Annotated in this window: 17 protein-coding genes and 1 pseudogene; 8 read left to right on the top strand and 10 right to left on the bottom strand. The window is 64.5% G+C overall.

What is annotated here, in order from left to right; all coding sequences use genetic code 11:
• Positions 1-38 precede the first annotated feature (38 nt).
• The gene (gene glmS, locus ACSQ1X_RS16255) at positions 39-1931 is read left to right on the top strand and encodes a glutamine--fructose-6-phosphate transaminase (isomerizing) (RefSeq protein WP_436058401.1); all 1893 of its coding nucleotides are present in this window, start codon (positions 39-41) and stop codon (positions 1929-1931) included.
• Between the two features lie 303 nt (positions 1932-2234).
• Here glmS and ACSQ1X_RS16250 read toward each other — a convergent pair whose 3' ends face one another.
• Positions 2235-2531: a hypothetical protein gene (locus ACSQ1X_RS16250; protein ID WP_436058400.1), complete on the bottom strand. Its 297-nt coding sequence runs from the start codon at positions 2529-2531 to the stop codon at positions 2235-2237.
• A gap of 396 nt (positions 2532-2927) precedes the next feature.
• A complete protein-coding gene (locus ACSQ1X_RS16245) occupies positions 2928-3110 on the bottom strand; it encodes a hypothetical protein (RefSeq protein WP_436058399.1) in 183 nt (60 codons plus the stop codon).
• A gap of 23 nt (positions 3111-3133) precedes the next feature.
• Here ACSQ1X_RS16245 and ACSQ1X_RS16240 point away from each other — a divergent pair, with 23 nt between their 5' ends.
• Both ACSQ1X_RS16240 and ACSQ1X_RS16235 read left to right on the top strand, forming a co-directional pair.
• Positions 3134-3301, top strand: a complete 168-nt coding sequence (locus ACSQ1X_RS16240; protein WP_436058398.1) for a TetR/AcrR family transcriptional regulator — start codon at positions 3134-3136, stop codon at positions 3299-3301.
• Positions 3302-3625 carry a hypothetical protein gene (locus ACSQ1X_RS16235; protein WP_436058397.1) on the top strand — a complete coding sequence of 108 codons (324 nt, stop codon included), beginning with the start codon at positions 3302-3304 and terminating at the stop codon, positions 3623-3625.
• Positions 3626-3701: 76 nt separating this feature from the next.
• On the opposite strand, the gene ACSQ1X_RS16230 is transcribed toward ACSQ1X_RS16235, so the two are convergent.
• On the bottom strand, positions 3702-3938 hold the full coding sequence (locus ACSQ1X_RS16230; RefSeq protein ID WP_436058396.1) for a hypothetical protein: 237 nt from the start codon (positions 3936-3938) through the stop codon (positions 3702-3704).
• A gap of 84 nt (positions 3939-4022) precedes the next feature.
• Positions 4023-4349 (bottom strand): TMEM175 family protein, encoded by a 327-nt coding sequence (locus ACSQ1X_RS16225; protein ID WP_436058395.1) that lies wholly within the window; start codon positions 4347-4349, stop codon positions 4023-4025.
• Positions 4350-4532: 183 nt separating this feature from the next.
• Between ACSQ1X_RS16225 and ACSQ1X_RS16220 the strand changes: the two genes are divergently transcribed.
• Together ACSQ1X_RS16220 and ACSQ1X_RS16215 are read left to right on the top strand one after the other, a co-directional pair.
• Positions 4533-5348: an MBL fold metallo-hydrolase gene (locus tag ACSQ1X_RS16220; protein ID WP_436058394.1), complete on the top strand. Its 816-nt coding sequence runs from the start codon at positions 4533-4535 to the stop codon at positions 5346-5348.
• 386 nt (positions 5349-5734) lie between these two features.
• Positions 5735-6427: an SGNH/GDSL hydrolase family protein gene (locus ACSQ1X_RS16215; RefSeq protein WP_436058393.1), complete on the top strand. Its 693-nt coding sequence runs from the start codon at positions 5735-5737 to the stop codon at positions 6425-6427.
• Between the two features lie 261 nt (positions 6428-6688).
• On the opposite strand, the gene ACSQ1X_RS16210 is transcribed toward ACSQ1X_RS16215, so the two are convergent.
• The 5 genes and pseudogenes from ACSQ1X_RS16210 to ACSQ1X_RS16190 form a co-directional block, all read right to left on the bottom strand.
• On the bottom strand, positions 6689-6901 hold the full coding sequence (locus ACSQ1X_RS16210; protein ID WP_436059353.1) for a tyrosine-type recombinase/integrase: 213 nt from the start codon (positions 6899-6901) through the stop codon (positions 6689-6691).
• A gap of 438 nt (positions 6902-7339) precedes the next feature.
• The gene (locus ACSQ1X_RS16205; RefSeq protein ID WP_436058392.1) at positions 7340-9370 is read right to left on the bottom strand and encodes a glycosyl hydrolase family 28-related protein; all 2031 of its coding nucleotides are present in this window, start codon (positions 9368-9370) and stop codon (positions 7340-7342) included.
• A 328-nt stretch (positions 9371-9698) separates the two neighbouring features.
• Positions 9699-9842 carry a hypothetical protein gene (locus ACSQ1X_RS16200; protein WP_436058391.1) on the bottom strand — a complete coding sequence of 48 codons (144 nt, stop codon included), beginning with the start codon at positions 9840-9842 and terminating at the stop codon, positions 9699-9701.
• Between the two features lie 442 nt (positions 9843-10284).
• A pseudogene (locus ACSQ1X_RS16195) lies at positions 10285-11012 on the bottom strand (IS110 family transposase); the annotation flags it as partial.
• A 164-nt stretch (positions 11013-11176) separates the two neighbouring features.
• A complete protein-coding gene (locus tag ACSQ1X_RS16190) occupies positions 11177-11323 on the bottom strand; it encodes a TMEM175 family protein (RefSeq protein ID WP_436058390.1) in 147 nt (48 codons plus the stop codon).
• A gap of 183 nt (positions 11324-11506) precedes the next feature.
• Between ACSQ1X_RS16190 and ACSQ1X_RS16185 the strand changes: the two genes are divergently transcribed.
• Positions 11507-12322 carry an MBL fold metallo-hydrolase gene (locus ACSQ1X_RS16185; protein WP_436058389.1) on the top strand — a complete coding sequence of 272 codons (816 nt, stop codon included), beginning with the start codon at positions 11507-11509 and terminating at the stop codon, positions 12320-12322.
• Positions 12323-12431: 109 nt separating this feature from the next.
• Here the strand turns inward: ACSQ1X_RS16185 and ACSQ1X_RS16180 are convergent, their stop codons facing one another.
• Positions 12432-12605, bottom strand: a complete 174-nt coding sequence (locus ACSQ1X_RS16180) for a hypothetical protein (RefSeq protein ID WP_436059385.1) — start codon at positions 12603-12605, stop codon at positions 12432-12434.
• Between ACSQ1X_RS16180 and ACSQ1X_RS16175 the strand changes: the two genes are divergently transcribed.
• Positions 12547-13203 (top strand): SGNH/GDSL hydrolase family protein, encoded by a 657-nt coding sequence (locus ACSQ1X_RS16175; protein ID WP_436059352.1) that lies wholly within the window; start codon positions 12547-12549, stop codon positions 13201-13203. The genes ACSQ1X_RS16180 and ACSQ1X_RS16175 overlap by 59 nt on opposite strands.
• 112 nt (positions 13204-13315) lie before the next feature.
• A complete protein-coding gene (locus tag ACSQ1X_RS16170) occupies positions 13316-15814 on the top strand; it encodes a S8 family serine peptidase (protein ID WP_436058388.1) in 2499 nt (832 codons plus the stop codon).
• Positions 15815-15903: the final 89 nt, after the last annotated feature.

The raw sequence follows: 15903 nt of genomic DNA, 5'->3' as shown, positions 1-15903 counted from the left end.
GATTCGCCGATGCCCTTTGAGCCTGTACCGTTTCAAGAATGTGTGGAATCGTAGGATATGTGGGCCATTCATCGGGCCGGGTAAATGGTGGGCACAACGCTTTGGACGTTGTACTGGAGGGGCTTCGCCGCCTGGAGTACCGGGGTTACGACTCCGCGGGGATCGCGGTTGTGTCGGACGGAACCATTTCGTCCCGCAAGAAGTCAGGAAAACTGAGCAACCTGATTGCCGACCTGGAGGTCAGACCCCTGCCGGAGTCCCTGACCGGCATTGGCCACACCCGATGGGCAACCCACGGGGGACCGACGGACCAGAACGCGCACCCGCACCTGGCCGACGACGGGAAGCTGGCGCTGATCCACAACGGCATCATCGAAAACTTTGCCGAACTTAAACTTGACCTCGTACGTAAAGGCGTCACGTTCCTTTCCGCAACCGACACCGAAGTAGCAGCCGCCCTGCTGGGCGACATCTACCGGAAGCAGCTCAACGGCGACATCTCCAAGGGTGGCCTGACCAAGGCCATGCAGCTTGCCTGCCAGCGCCTCGAGGGCGCCTTCACCCTTCTGGCCGTGCACGCGGAGCAGCCCGACGTCGTGGTCGCTGCCCGGCGCAACTCGCCCCTCGTGGTGGGCCTGGGCGAGAGTGAGAACTTCCTCGGCTCGGACGTCTCCGGCTTCATCGACTACACCCGCCGCGCCGTGGAACTGGGCCAGGACCAGATCGTCACCATCACCGCCGACTCCGTGGAGATCACCGACTTCTACGGTACTCCCGCGGAAGGCAAGGAATACCACGTTGACTGGGATCCGGCCTCGGCCGAGAAGGGCGGCTATCCGTCCTTCATGGAGAAGGAAATCCACGACCAGCCCGAGGCCGTCGCCAACACGCTGCTGGGCCGTTCGGACCTTGACGGCAAGCTGACCCTCGATGAGCTCCGGATCGATCTCGCGCTGCTCAAGAGCGTCGACAAGATCATCGTGCTGGCCTGCGGCACGTCCGCCTACGCCGGGCAGGTTGCGAAGTACGCGATCGAGCACTGGTGCCGGATCCCCACCGAGGTGGAGCTCTCCCACGAATTCCGCTACCGCGACCCGATCGTGGACGAGAACACCCTGATCGTTTCCATATCGCAGTCCGGCGAGACCATGGACACCCTGATGGCCGTCCGGTACGCCAAGGAACAGGGTGCCAAGACGATCTCGATCTGCAACACCAACGGGTCCACCATTCCGCGTGAGTCCGATGCCGTGCTGTACACGCACGCCGGACCGGAGATCGCGGTGGCCTCCACCAAGGCCTTCCTGGCGCAGATCACCGCCGCCTACCTGCTGGGCCTTTATCTGTCACAGCTGCGCGGCAACAAGTTCCAGGGCGAGATCAAGGACATCCTGGCCGACCTGGGCAAGATCCCGGCCAAGATCCAGCAGATCCTTGACAACGAGGGCCAGATCAAGGAACTCGGCAAGGCTATGGCCGACGCCAAGTCGGTGCTGTTCCTGGGCCGCCACGTCGGCTTCCCGGTGGCCATGGAAGGCGCGCTCAAGCTCAAGGAACTGGCCTACATCCACGCTGAAGGCTTTGCCGCCGGCGAGCTGAAGCACGGCCCGATCGCGCTGATCGAGGAAGGCCAGCCGGTCTTCGTGGTGGTCCCGTCCCCGCGCGGCCGGAACTCGCTGCACGCCAAGGTGGTCTCCAACATCCAGGAAGTCCGGGCCCGCGGCGCAAAGACCCTCGTCATCGCCGAGGAAGGCGACGAAGCGGTCAAGGCCTACGCCGAGCACGTCTTCTACATCCCGGAGACGCCCACGCTCCTGGCACCCCTGCTGGCTACCGTGCCGTTCCAGATCTTCGCCCTCGCACTCGCCTCCGCCAAGGGTTATGACGTGGACCAGCCGCGCAACCTGGCCAAGAGCGTGACCGTAGAATAGCCACACCGATTCGGGCCAATGGAATTTTCGATGGGATGGGCATTACCGTTGCAAGGGATTGTGCCTTGAGTGGCGTGTGGGACATCGCAGATCACAAACGCAGCTCAGAGTGCTCGGCACACCTGACGCTAATCACCGAGATGCCACTTCCGCCGTCGGGTGATCCGTAGGACGTGACGTGGTTCGTCGTGGCGCCACAAGGGGCGCAGAAAGTCTTGTGCTGTTTGGTAGCCATAGCCAGATAATAAGCAGGTTTGAGTTTCCCGGGGGTTACCGCTGTGGAACAAAAGGCGTGCTCCCAGGTCACACCAACATTGCCACGACCGTCGTCACGAGCCGCAGCGACCAGGCAATGTATGTGACCGGAGTCAGGGCGGCGGCCACTTTCCAGCCGTCGCTCTCGAAAGGTCCGACGAACTCCAGCGAGCAGAGCACCAGCACCGCGCCCACCACAATGCCCACCAGCCCCAGCCAAACCGCACGTCGTTGCTCTGCAGGATCGCGGCCCCCACCAGGACGCTCCACGCGCCGTCGAGAGGTACCCGAGATGCTCGCCCACAGCCACGCCAAGATACCGGTTGAACGACTGGAAGACGACATCCACCGCCTCCTTCCGCGCGTCGGAGGCGTCCGGCTCTCGCGCCACCCGGACAAGATACGGCACTAGGAACGGCCAGCGGATCAGGCCGAGGAACTGGACGAGTGCCGCCAAGACGCAGACTGTTGAGCCCCGGCTGAGCAGCAGGGGATCGGCGCCTTCCAGGACGCTTGCCATGAGCATTGAGGGCCGAAGATACGCCGCAGCACCAGCCCGGTAACAGTCGTGGCCATCAAGGCGCCACTGGAACCGAACGCGACATACCCGTTCTCGGCGTCGACGATCACATTCGTGGTGACCAGCCAGCCGGCGGCCCAGCTCATACTGACGGTTGCTGCCCATGCTGCCCATGCTGCCCATGCTGCCGTGATGCGCACGCCTCTGCCCAGAGCGACCCCCTAGGCTGTGCCGACCACCGCGCGGGTGACCAGCCCTGACAAGACGAGTGCCGGCATCGTGGTTCCCGCCCGGGTGGCGACGGCGGCAAGGACGCTGCCGGCACCCATGTCGAGGGCGGTGGCGGTGAGCCAGCGCCGGCCGGCGGCACGTCCCAGCGCCAGCCATTGTGCTCCACCGATCACGGCCCCGGCGATGAGGCCTGCCAGTGGCGGACGCCGGATTCGAGTCGCTGACCGTCCGGGCCGTCGCGGTCGCGCTAGAAGTTGCCCCCATGTCCCTCTACCGCTACTTCGCGACCAAGGACGAACTGGTGGACGCACTGCTCAACCAGGTCCTGGGGCGGTTCACGGCTCCACCGGAAACTTCCAGGTGAGTGGAGGACCTGGCGGCGTTCGCGCGGAACCACCGCCGGATGCTGCGCGACAACCCGTGGGCTGTCACCCCGCTGATCGGACACCCCTATCCGGGAGCGCTCGCCATGCCCATCGGCGAAAGCCGCGCTGCGCATCCTGCAGCGTGCAGGCATCACCGGGGACGCTACCGTCGCGGCCTTCAGCGGAATAGTAGCTCTGAACTACGGCTGGTCCTCCTTCGTCTGGCCCGCGAGGCAGCCGACGCCGCCAGCGGCGGGGGAGCAGTGCAGCTGCCGCCGGCGGCGCCGGAGTTTCAGCTCACCGCGGCGGTGGCCGTCCCATGAACCGCTACGGTAGCGAAGAACGCTACGAGCGGACCCTGAAACAGCTGCTCGCCGGGATCGACGCCGACGGCCCGCGTTAGCCGTCGCCCTGCGGCCGGGGCTGAGTGCCGGGCTGCGACCGGGGCTCGGACCGGGCGGACAGCCGGCGTGACAGCCACGATGCCGGCAGGAGCAGCAGCCACAGCAGCGGCGCGTACACGTTCAGAATGAATGCCGCTGAAATGCTCAGCAGGAACACCACCGACACGGTCAAGCGGGCGCTAAGCACCCGCCGGTGCACGTGCGCGGCCATCCCGTATCCAGAGGTTCGCATGCCGGGCGTAGCTCCAGATCACGGCCATCAGCAGGTAGATCGCGGCGATGTTGGCGGCGTGCAGAATGCTGGGCCATGGGGTGGCTACGTCCCCGTATTTGCTGAGGACAGACGTGGGCGCCGGGAGCATGGCGATGACGAACAGCAGGGCAGATTCAGCCAGGCCAGCGTCGGATTGAAACGGCGGGCCAGGGCAAAAACCGAATGGTGGGACAGCCATGCCTTGGCGATGATCACAAACGACAACGCATAGGCGAAGAGCTCCGGAAGGGCGCCAAACAGGGCGCCGTCCAGCTGTGCGGCCGCGGTGCCTTCGGGCAGTTTCAGGTTCAGGGCCAGCAGGGTCAGGGCGATGGGAAAGACGGCGTCGCTGAAGAACACCATCCGCTCCAGGGACGTTCCGGATTCCATGCCGGCGTCTCCGCATCCTGGGCCGGGCAACTGAAGTACCGTACAGGTTTCTCGCCCGCGCCGGACATGGCGATGACCGCTGTTTTGGTCCGCCGCCGCCCGCATTTCCTCAGGCTTCCACCAGCAAGGCGTGGGTAGAATCGAGGCCTAAGATCGCCGGAACGCATGAATACGGAGAACAGAATGTCGCGATGGATGGAGGTCGGCCAAGGCAACTATGTGCTGGCCACCGAAGGCTCGAAGCTCAATACCGGACTCATAGTCGGCGCCGAACGCGCCATGGTGATCGACACCGGCGGGGGACCCCGGCAGGGCCGGGAAATCCTGGCTGCTGTGCGCGAAAAGACCCAGCTGCCGTTGGTGGTGGTGAACACTCACGCCCACTACGACCACTTCTTCGGCAACGCTGTCTTCGCGGACGAGGGCGTGACCGAGTTCTATGCCCACGAGAACTGTGCACGCGAGATCGAGGAAAACGGTGACCGGCAGCGCCGCATGGTCGCCGGCCTGGAGCCGGAAATGGCAGCAGGCGAAGGAGCCGACGCCGAGCTCGTGGTCCCGAACGCGATCGTGAAGGACCAGCCCGTGCTGGTGGACCTCGGCGGCCAGACCGTCACCCTTTTTTACCTGGGCCGCGGCCACACCGACGGCGACCTGCTTGTGGGCACGTCCACCACCCTGTATGCCGGTGACCTCGTGGAGCAGGGCTCGCACCCGTCCTTCGAGGACGCCTTCCCGGAGGAATGGGCCGACGCCCTGCGGCACATCTCCGCCCTGCGGCACCGCTACGAATTCCTCATCCCGGGCCACGGTGAACCCTGCAGCGACCAGTTCGTGAAAACCATGGCCAACACCATGTCCACCGCCGTCCGCCAGGCCATCCAGTCCATCCGCGATACCCCAAGCGATGCCACCAAGGCGATCCCGGTGCTGCCGTACGGACCGGAGCAGTCCCGCTGGTTCATCAAGCGACTGCAGGAGACGCGCGCGCACCACTAGGATTTCGCTGCCGCTGTGCTCCCGATCGTCCCCTTCCACGGCACGCGGGAAGGGTGCCCTGTTTGGGGCAATAGTTCATCGGGCAAGAGGAGGGATTATAGCGCGCGAAAGACCGGTCTGACGTCTTTTGACAAGACCGGTAAGGCTGCCAACACCTGGGGCAAAACGGGTGCTGCCGGGTTGTCGCTGCGAGCAAGACGGCAACCTTCAGACAACTTTGCTATTTGCAATGACCTGAATCCCAAACAAGTGTTGGTTCGGCAAGTAGTTCCGCGGTCGCGAATAGGGAAGTCTGACGGGTTCGCCCCACCTCTAGCTCCGAAAGTTCTGATTAGAGCCTAATTTAGGGAATCAAATCCGGTCTTACTTGCCTTTAGAATCGAGTCATGACTTCTGGGGGAATTGTCGCGGTTGGCGACAGCATCACGAACGCTTGCAGTGCTGATCTGGTGCTTGATGGTGTGCCAGCCCGTTCATGGGTGGAGTGGGTTGCCAGTGCCGCGGGTGAGCCGCTGACCGTCCACGCCCGCCCCGGTGCCGCTTCCGCCGCGGTGCATGATCTTCTGCCTGACAATGCCGAGCGCTACAGGCTGGGGCTGGTTTACGTGGGCGTGAATAACATCATCTCGTGGCGATGGTGGCGGCGCGACGACCTTGAGGCGGACCTACGGAACATCGTCAAACGGATGGCTGATCGCGCCGACCGGGTGGCCGTCATGCAGTACCCGGACACCTTGGGCCGCGCTGGAACGCTGGCCCCGTACGGGCCGTTCCTTCGCCGCCGCGTCCGCGCCGCGCAGGCTATTGCCGCACGTGTCGCTGCCGAGTCGGGCGCTACCCTGATCCAGCCGCCTGCCCTTGACGGTGACCGGATTTGGGTTGACGGTGTGCACCCGACAAGCACCGGGCATCTGGCGATGGGGCAGGCGGCTCTTGCAGCGCTGAACCTCCCCGCCGTTGACACCTTCGGCCACGCACCTGCCCGTTCGGATTTTGCCAATTGGCGGAGGCTGGAACTTGTGAGGTTCCGCTTCCGCCAGCCGATCTACGGGATCGGCACTTGGTTGCTCGGCCGCTAGACCAGGACCGCTTGCACAGTCCCAGTCCAAACGATTGAGCCCGCGGGCGTCGGGTGCGCGCCGTCGACTGGCATCGCAAGGTCACTAAGGGGAAATTCCGCTTATTTCCCGGGTTTCGAGGTCGGCCTAGGCGCGTATGGGCGCGGGTCTGTTTGGTGTATATGCCACCAAAATGGTCACCAAAACGGGCGCCCATTTACCCTCCTCCAGCGAGGAACGCTGCGGTGCGCTGCGTGCCGGTCCAGATTGTGTCGCAGGCGATCATACCGCGCAGTGATCCGTGGGTCGCTGGGTCGGGCGGCGATCTGGGACGTCGCGGAGCGGCACGCCAGCGTCGAGGCAGGCCGTGTCCAAGCTGTGACCGAGCCCGTGCGGGGTGAAGGTCTTGGTGATGCCGGCGCCCTTGCAGAGGCGGGCCACGGCGAGCGCTGCGGCTATGCGGTTCATGGGCTCCGCGCTCTTGAGTCGGAGCAGCAGTGGCCCGTCGTCCGCTCCCCGCGGCCGCGTCGAGGGCTCGCAGTACGGGCACCGGGATCGGGATTGTGGCGGGCTTGCCTCTCTTGCCGATCAGGCGGTGACAACCGTGGCCGCGCTCCACCTGCTGGTAGTCCTCGATCCGAACCGCGTTAGCCTTGGAGACTGGGAGCCCGAGCATGCCCATGAGGGGTATGAGGGCCGCGTCGGTGGGCGAGGGTGCCCGTGCCGTCTGTATGAGGGAGCCGAGCTCCAGCCGGTCCAGCTCGAACGTCTTGGCTTCGTCCTTACTTTTCCACGGACATAACCGGTCCTATGGAGCCCAACACTTGGGCCGTGGGAAACTACTTGAGGCCGTCGCCGGCTTCCGCACGAACGACCAACTCACGAAAGGCCGCTGCTACGGGATGCCCGTCATAGTGCACCGTAATCCACCCGTTACGGGAGGAGCAAGAACTGAGGGACTCGCGTTGTGACTTGGGCGTTCCCTGCTGTAACTGTTGATGGCAGGTCCGTTTGCCCGGACACGGCGGCGCTCAATTGCGGACCAAGGGCGAAGTCTGACGTGGCATTGCTTAGCGCACTGTACCCCTGGAACGTCCCTGTCGCCGCCGTTGTAACCACGAGAACGCCCACGGCATACCGGACGCCGGCCACCTTACTGAAGGTGCTGGTGAGTGTCCGGGTGTAGGTGGTGTTGGCCGCCGCGAACATCGTGGTGTCGCTGGGTGTGGAGGCTAGCAGTGTCAAGCTGCCGTCTCCCGCGACACTGAAGATGCCATACCTGCATAAGGTTGGGGTCGCGGCGTAGGCCGTATTGCCTGTTGCAGCCTTGACTTGAGTGATGGATTCCGTCTTCTGAGCCGTGAAATAGGTCATCAGCATAAAGCCGGAGCCAATCGTGGGCGTGTTGTCGTGCGCTCCGACGAAACGGTCAAGAACGGCTTCGCCACTTGCCAGCTGGTTGGCCGACACGATGGCGCCGGCCTTGAATGCGCCGTCAGTCTGAAGAACCCCTACGCCGTTCCGATAGAGGAACACGTCAGACGACGCCGTGCCGGAACCCCACGCCTGCTTGCCGTCGCCATACATTTGCCAGCGGTCCTGAGTGTCCCCAATGACCCGCACCTTATCGATCTGGTAGCCCGCAGAACGGCCCTGCCGTGGACCGTTCGCTACTGGCTCCGCATACGTAGTGTCCGCTGATATGCCGCCGTTCCAGAGGACAAGGCCTGTGTAGCCATCCACTTGCCGGGTATTGCGCTGAGTGAATTTCGGGAACTGTCCGGAGGCTATGTCAACGGCGTACTTGATCTGCTGACCGTTAACCGTGAGCCCATCCATCTCGAACCTGGTGCCCGCTTCTACACGCCAGAACGAGGTGGTTGCCGACTGCGTTCCGCCGGATACCAGGTACGGCCGGATTACCCGGAAGTACTGCGGGTACGTGCTCCCACCGTCCCCTGAGGTGAGGATGTGCTGCGGCACAATGCGGGCGCCCGTTCCATTGGCGTCCGACTCAAACCAGCAGTCCTCAACATTCCATGCGTAGTGGCTGTACCCGGAGAGCGCAGTGAGTCCAAACCGGGTACCAGTGGAGGTGAAGACTGCCGTGATATCCGAACTCTTCGAGTCGATGAACTGGCAGTCCCGCACGGCACCCTGGATGGACCGCTCAATCACAAGTCCTTCCCGGTTCCCGTAGAACTGGGTCTTGCTCATGGTCACCTGCTGTGAGCCGGGGCCCATGTAAACGCCAATGTCGTTGTAGCAGAAGTCGCACTCTTCGATGACGGTGAAATCGGACCCGTAGGATGCGTTGAAGCCTACGGCGAAACCGGAGGCTTTGATCTGGTGAAGCTTATGGGAGCCGCCGCCGTTGTCGCGGATAGCCGCTCCCGCACGGGTGCCTTCGTTTGCGAAGGAAGTTCCCGGAACGTCGATCCACATTTTTTCTATGGTCACCCAGCTGACCTTCCCCTGCCACACGTTCGCGGGGTTCGTAGTGAATGTGCCGAGGTCGAAAAGCACTCCGGTGCCGGTGTAGCTGACACGGGTGGTCAGCTTCCCGTCGCCGGCTATGGTCATTCCCGACACAATGCCAGTGATCGGTGACGTGATCTTGTAGTGGCCTGCCGGGAATTTGACCTGTGCGCGGCCCCCGAGGGTCGCCATCGCAGCAGCAGCAGTGGAAGCTGACTGCACTGCTGCCGTGTCGTCGGTCGTACCATCTCCGACAGCTCCGTAGCGCTGCACATCGAAGGTGCGCAGAGGGCCATAAGTGGCAGAAAGGTCAGGAAGCTGCGAAGGTAGGATCTTCGCCCCACCGTCCAAAGCTGCCACCCCCGAAGGGCTGCCCTTCTCGGATGTGGGAATGTACGCGGTGGACGGCGTCTTATCGCCCGGGCCGGCTTCGGCGCTGCTCGCACTGAGAGCTGCCACGGCGGAAGCGCCAGTGACTGCAGCCATTAGGGTTCCGAAGCTGAGAAGCCCACGGCGCCTTACGCCGGTACCCGTTTTGGGCACCGGCTGATCTTCTTTGCCAATCTCGATAGCCATGGCTAGAAGCTATTTCCTCGAAATGGCTTAAAACACCGTGCAAGTTACGTGTCTTTTTGGGTAGCAAGTACCTGGGTGAGGCACATGGCTACTCAGAGAGAGTGGAGGGTCGAGAGTGCCCAGAGTGGCGAATGTGAAATAGTCAGTGCTGGCCGCGCACAACGACAGGAATGCCTTCTAGTTCAGCGACGGCACGCTCCGGCGGCCTGGATATCGCCGAGGCAGTCGCGCCCTGGGCCTAAGTGGAACGCGGCGACGAGGTAGCCTCCATGAGGTAGCTGCCATCACTTGCGTCGAGCTGCCCGTAGCTGCGCGGCGTGCCGTTGACGAATACGGGGTGCCAGTTCGAGTTCAGAATCCTTCCGATGAGGAGCCGCTCCACGCCGGTTCCGGCCGTGGAGGAGATGCGGGCAAGAATGTGAAGGTGCTTGGCTGGAGTGCGGATTGGGCCGCCCCAAACCTGAGGGCCCCCGCAGGAATCGCTGCGGAGCTAAGAGGCGGCCCTGAAGCTCATGTATGAGCGGCCAACCGTCCTGCGCTGGGTGGCCGTGCGATCAGTTAGCGTATCGCTGCTCAGTACAAGCAAGTGTCGCGTGAGGCTAAAGACAAGTACTGGCTACTGAGGTGCAGGCGGGCGTCCAGTACATAGCCTTGAGCCATGATCACACTGATGCATGACGGGCGGTGGCGGAATTCGCGCCCGGAGCGCCCCACAGGACTCAGCCCAGAGGATTTTGGCTGGATCGTCCTGTCGGTTGTTGCCGCCGTTGTGCTGTTCCCTGCCATTGGCTTCAAAGCTGCGGCCGGGGCACTAATGGCACGCAAAGCGCCCCGGCAAGGCGTTCACCCATTCTGGGTGCGAGCTTCTTGAGCCGGTTCCCGATCCTGGCAGGTCGGCATGGCGGAGGGCTTCGGGGGTCGGCCAGGTCCGCAGCAGATCCAGCACGGCAGAGTGGTCCAGGCGCGGGCCGAGGACACGCTCCAGTGCCGGGTGGATCTGGGTCGGCAGGCCTGGGATCCGGTTCGATGTCGCGGTGGCATGTTTGGCCGGGTCGTCGTCGAAGCCGCAGAGCATGGTCAGTTCGGCGAGTTGTTCGTCGGCGATCTGGATGGACCGCAGTGTGTGGGGCACGGTCCGGGCCGCTTCGGCGATGATGAACGCGTCCCGGGCGTCGGTTTTCGCTTCGCCGGGGTGCTGGTCCGCGATCCGGCGCATCGCCAGCCCGGGAAGGTATCCGACGGTGACACCGGCGGTCTGGGCGACCGCGACGGGGAGTGCACCGATCGTGGCTGGCTGGTCAACGACCAGCAGAACGCGGCCGCGCTTTTAGGGAGTTGAGGATCTCGCGCAGCCTGAGCTCGTCGTTGGGTAACGCCTTGTTGAAGAGCTTCTTTCCGGCCCGGTCCGCGGCAACGGCGGCGTGGTGCTCGCCCTTGCCGACGTCCAGGCCGATGAAGACATCAATGCTTTCGTGGTTTCCGATCACCTGTAACTCCCAGTCGCAGCAGCTGATACCTGTGCTGGACTGTCCTCGGTGTCCGAGCCCGGCATCCACGTTACGCACGACGATCCCAAAACTGTCCTGCCTCTATTAGCGGTCTCTCCGGCACCTGCCGGACCCCGGTGACAACACCCCCGGATCATTGACTACTGGGGGGCGGCAATCATGCCGGGGCCGGCAGGCCAGCACACGCTCATCTTGCAACAGGAACGGGCTACGAAAAAGGTAACGGGGCGCCGTCCAGCTGTGCGGCCGCGGTGCCTTCGGGCAGTTTCAGGTTCAGGGCCAGCAGGGTCAGGGCGATGGGAAAGACGGCGTCGCTGAAGAACACCATCCGCTCCAGGGACGTTCCGGATTCCATGCCGGCGTCTCCGCATCCTGGGCCGGGCAACTGAAGTACCGTACAGGTTTCTCGCCCGCGCCGGACATGGCGATGACCGCTGTTTTGGTCCGCCGCCGCCCGCATTTCCTCAGGCTTCCACCAGCAAGGCGTGGGTAGAATCGAGGCCTAAGATCGCCGGAACGCATGAATACGGAGAACAGAATGTCGCGATGGATGGAGGTCGGCCAAGGCAACTATGTGCTGGCCACCGAAGGCTCGAAGCTCAATACCGGACTCATAGTCGGCGCCGAACGCGCCATGGTGATCGACACCGGCGGGGGACCCCGGCAGGGCCGGGAAATCCTGGCTGCTGTGCGCGAAAAGACCCAGCTGCCGTTGGTGGTGGTGAACACTCACGCCCACTACGACCACTTCTTCGGCAACGCTGTCTTCGCGGACGAGGGCGTGACCGAGTTCTATGCCCACGAGAACTGTGCACGCGAGATCGAGGAAAACGGTGACCGGCAGCGCCGCATGGTCGCCGGCCTGGAGCCGGAAATGGCAGCAGGCGAAGGAGCCGACGCCGAGCTCGTGGTCCCGAACGCGATCGTGAAGGACCAGCCCGTGCTGGTGGACCTCGGCGGCCAGACCGTCACCCTTTTTTACCTGGGCCGCGGCCACACCGACGGCGACCTGCTTGTGGGCACGTCCACCACCCTGTATGCCGGTGACCTCGTGGAGCAGGGCTCGCACCCGTCCTTCGAGGACGCCTTCCCGGAGGAATGGGCCGACGCCCTGCGGCACATCTCCGCCCTGCGGCACCGCTACGAATTCCTCATCCCGGGCCACGGTGAACCCTGCAGCGACCAGTTCGTGAAAACCATGGCCAACACCATGTCCACCGCCGTCCGCCAGGCCATCCAGTCCATCCGCGATACCCCAAGCGATGCCACCAAGGCGATCCCGGTGCTGCCGTACGGACCGGAGCAGTCCCGCTGGTTCATCAAGCGACTGCAGGAAACCCAGGCGCACCACTAAGGGTGTCCCGTAGCCCCATGTGTAGGGTTCGTCCGGTGAAATAGGGGAGAACTTCGGTGAAGAAGAATCGCGGGGGACGGGCCCCGAACGGCAGGCCTGAGTGGGCAGCCTACGCCGGCTTGGCGGTTTTGGCTGTGGCGGCAGTGTGGGTGGCGGCGTTGGCTTTGACCCCGCGGCCACCGGAAATCGCCTTCCCCGCGCCGTCGGGTGCGGCCGCCTTAACCGTGGACCCGACGCCGTCGCCGTCGGCGTCCCCGACGTCAACCGCACCGGCAACGCCCAAGTTCGACTTGCCGGAGAATCCAAGGGTTCTGATTGTGGGTGACTCTTACACTGCAGGCTGGGGAGCAGAAACAGAAAGCGAAGGATGGGCGCACGTCGCGGGATCGCTCATGAGTCCGGCCATCATGATTGACGGCATTCCGGGCACCGGATTCGCCTGGGGCGGCGGAGCCAGCAATGAGCGGGGGGAGCAGTTCTCCGTCCGGCTCCGGTCGATCGCGGCCGAGCAGACATTTACGCCGGACGTTCTTGTCCTGCAAGGCGGCCAGAACGACGCGTTGCTCCGGGATGATGCCCGGGTGACCGCGGCCGTGGAGGCCACCGTCTCTGAGGCGCGGGAACTATGGCCGGGGATTGATATCGTGATCATGGGCCCCTCCGCCCCCGAGCCACTGGCCTCTACCCTCAAGCAAACCAACGCCGCGGTGAGTGCCGCGGCCACCGCCACCGGCGTCCCCTTCATTGATGCCTCCGGCGAGCAGTGGTTTAACGCGGAAAACAGCGGCACCTTCTACACCGACGGCGCCCATGTCAACGCCGCGGGGCACAACCTCATTGCCGAGCGGTTTATTTCCCACTGGCGCGAGCTGACCCAGTAGACGCTGCCCCAGTTGTCGAGGGATTACACTCATGCTTGACGCGGATTCCGCGGTCTCCATTTCCCGCGGTCCGGCTCCTGGGGGGTCGACGCCTGGCCCCTAGGACTTTCCGATGCTTCCTGCGCTGCGCACACGTCTGTCAGCCCATCTCCTCATGACCGGTGTTCTGGCACTGGTGTGCGGCTCGGTAGCCGCAGTTCCGGCTGCCGCGGCACAGGTGGTTGTAACGCCGACGGCACCGGCTGCCAGCCCGGGCACCGCAACCGACCAGTTCATCGTGAAATACAAGGACACGGCAGCTGCCGGCTCAACCCTCCGGGCGGAGTCGAAGGCCAAGGCGTCCGAAAGCCTTGGCATCGCTATGGACGATGTCCACGGAACTGCTGCAGGCGCACGCGTCCTGCGCGCCGCACGCGTGCTTACAGCCGGTGAAACCGACAAGGCGCTGGCAGCGCTCAAGGCGGATCCCGCCGTCGAATACGCCGAACCGGACACTCGGATGCACGCTGCGGCAGCCCCGAACGATCCCCTGTACCCAGAGCAGTGGTCGCTCCTGAATTCCGCCGGAGCGATGCGGCTGGAGGGGGCCTGGGCAGCCAGCAAAGGCGCCGGAGTAGTGGTGGCCGTGGTGGACACCGGGATAACCAGCCACTCGGACCTGAGCGCCAACGTGCTGCCCGGCTACGACATGATGTCCGACCCCTCCTATTCCCGGGACTCCGACGGCCGGGACGCCAACCCCCGGGACGAGGGCGACTGGACCGCCGCCGGCCTGTGCGGGGACGGTGCCCCGGCCAGCCCGTCCTCCTGGCACGGCACCCGGGTTGCGGGCATCATCGCCAGCATCGCCAACAACGGCAAAGGCCTCACGGGAGTGGCGCCCGAAGCCAAGATCCTCCCGGTCCGCGCCCTGGGCCCGTGCGGCGGATACCTGTCCGACATCGCGGACAGCGTCATCTGGGCGGCCGGCGGAAGCATCGCCGGACTGCCCTCAAACCCCACCCCCGCCCGGGTGATCAACCTGAGCCTCGGTGCCATTCAGCCATGCTCGCCAACGCTGCAGAACGCAGTGGACTTCGCCTTCAACTCAGGATCGGCCGTGGTGGCGGCGGCCGGCAACCAGAATATGCAGGCCTCGGACTCCACCCCTTCCAACTGCCAGAACGTGATCTCCGTTGCCGCTGTGGCCCGCACCGGCCTCCTGGCGCCATACTCCAACTACGGGACCGCCGTGGACGTCGCGGCCCCGGGCGGCGACATGACCCAGACCAGCGCGGACGGAATCGCGGTGGCAGGGAACTCGGGCACGCAGGGTCCCGGAGCGGAAACCTATGCCATCTCCGAAGGAACCTCCATGGCCGCCCCGCACGCCTCCGGACTGGCGGCCCTGCTAATGTCCCGGCTGGGGAACCTGGCCACACCGGCCAACGTGGAAGCCAGGATGGAGGCGACGTCAAAAAAGTACACCTGGGCGTGTGTCACCAAGACCTGCGGAAGCGGCGTGCTGGACGCAACAGCCGCGCTCAGCTTCCAGCCCGACCGGCAAATCACCGGAAGCACCCCGTCGATTGCCGGTGAGGCCGTCGTGGGAAACTCCGTCACCGCCGTCGCCGGCAACTGGACACCGAGCGACGTCAACTTTTCCTACCAGTGGCATCGGAACGGCACCGCCATCCCGGGAGCGCAGGCCGCGAGCTACCAGCTGCAGTCGGCGGACCTCGGCGCAGCGCTGACCGTGGCAGTGACCGCCAGCCGCTTCTTCGGCAACAGCGTCTCCTATACCTCGGCCCCCGTCACCGCAGCGAACCCCATCGACACGAAGTACCAGGCAGCCGGCGGGGCCGCGGTCCTCGGGCTGCCCAAGGGTCCCGAGGTGGGCAACGGCCGGGACAACGGCATCTACCGTGACTACGAACGGGGCACCATCTACTGGTCCCCGGGCACGGGGGCGCACATCAATACCGGCGGCATCCGGGCTGTTTACGCTGCGCAGGGGTGGGAGAACGGCTTCCTCGGCTACCCGACGACTGATGAGGTCCGCGGACTGCGCGACGGCGGGGCGTACCAGTCCTTCCAGGGCGGCACGATCTATTGGTCCCCGTCCACGGGGGCACACGTGAACACGGGTGCTATCCGTTCCGCATATGCGGCTCAGGGGTGGGAGAACGGGTACCTGGGGTATCCCACCACAGATGAGGTCCGCGGACTGCGCGACGGCGGCGCGTACCAGTCCTTCCAAGGTGGCACGATCTACTGGTCCCCGTCCACGGGGGCACACGTGAACACGGGTGCCATCCGTTCCGCATACGCGGCTCAGGGATGGGAGAACGGGAACCTGGGGTATCCCACCACAGATGAAGTGCGGGGACTGCGCGACGGCGGGGCGTACCAGTCCTTCCAAGGCGGCACCATCTACTGGTCCCCGAATACCGGCGCGCAGGTCAACCGCGGTGCCATCCGTGCGCTGTACGCGTCCCAGGGGTGGGAGAACGGGTGGCTGGGCTACCCCACAACCGGCGAGTACGCCTTCGGCGGCGGCACAGCGCAGGATTTCCAGGGCGGCCGCATTTCGTGGACGGCACGCTACGGGGCGGTGGCCACTCGCCGCTAGTCACTGAACTCCACGTCGTGTTACACAAGTGACCAAGCGTAACCACTGTGAGCAGTGATACATTCTGCTTGTGACTACTGGGGGAACTT

The organism is Arthrobacter sp. LjRoot78 (assembly GCF_964254335.1).
Lineage (GTDB): Bacteria > Actinomycetota > Actinomycetes > Actinomycetales > Micrococcaceae > Arthrobacter.
The sequence above is the reverse complement of the archived record's forward strand: the minus strand, read 5'-3'. Positions and strand labels throughout refer to the sequence as shown.

Coding starts and splice junctions, on each gene's coding strand:
- ACSQ1X_RS16225 (WP_436058395.1), bottom strand. CDS start 4,349: ATGGAATCCGGAACGTCCCTGGAGCGGATGGTGTTCTTCAGCGACGCC.
- ACSQ1X_RS16185 (WP_436058389.1), top strand. CDS start 11,507: ATGTCGCGATGGATGGAGGTCGGCCAAGGCAACTATGTGCTGGCCACC.
- glmS (WP_436058401.1), top strand. CDS start 39: ATGTGTGGAATCGTAGGATATGTGGGCCATTCATCGGGCCGGGTAAAT.
- ACSQ1X_RS16230 (WP_436058396.1), bottom strand. CDS start 3,938: ATGCGAACCTCTGGATACGGGATGGCCGCGCACGTGCACCGGCGGGTG.
- ACSQ1X_RS16220 (WP_436058394.1), top strand. CDS start 4,533: ATGTCGCGATGGATGGAGGTCGGCCAAGGCAACTATGTGCTGGCCACC.
- ACSQ1X_RS16190 (WP_436058390.1), bottom strand. CDS start 11,323: ATGGAATCCGGAACGTCCCTGGAGCGGATGGTGTTCTTCAGCGACGCC.
- ACSQ1X_RS16170 (WP_436058388.1), top strand. CDS start 13,316: ATGCTTCCTGCGCTGCGCACACGTCTGTCAGCCCATCTCCTCATGACC.
- ACSQ1X_RS16205 (WP_436058392.1), bottom strand. CDS start 9,370: ATGGCTGCAGTCACTGGCGCTTCCGCCGTGGCAGCTCTCAGTGCGAGC.
- ACSQ1X_RS16250 (WP_436058400.1), bottom strand. CDS start 2,531: ATGTCGTCTTCCAGTCGTTCAACCGGTATCTTGGCGTGGCTGTGGGCG.
- ACSQ1X_RS16215 (WP_436058393.1), top strand. CDS start 5,735: ATGACTTCTGGGGGAATTGTCGCGGTTGGCGACAGCATCACGAACGCT.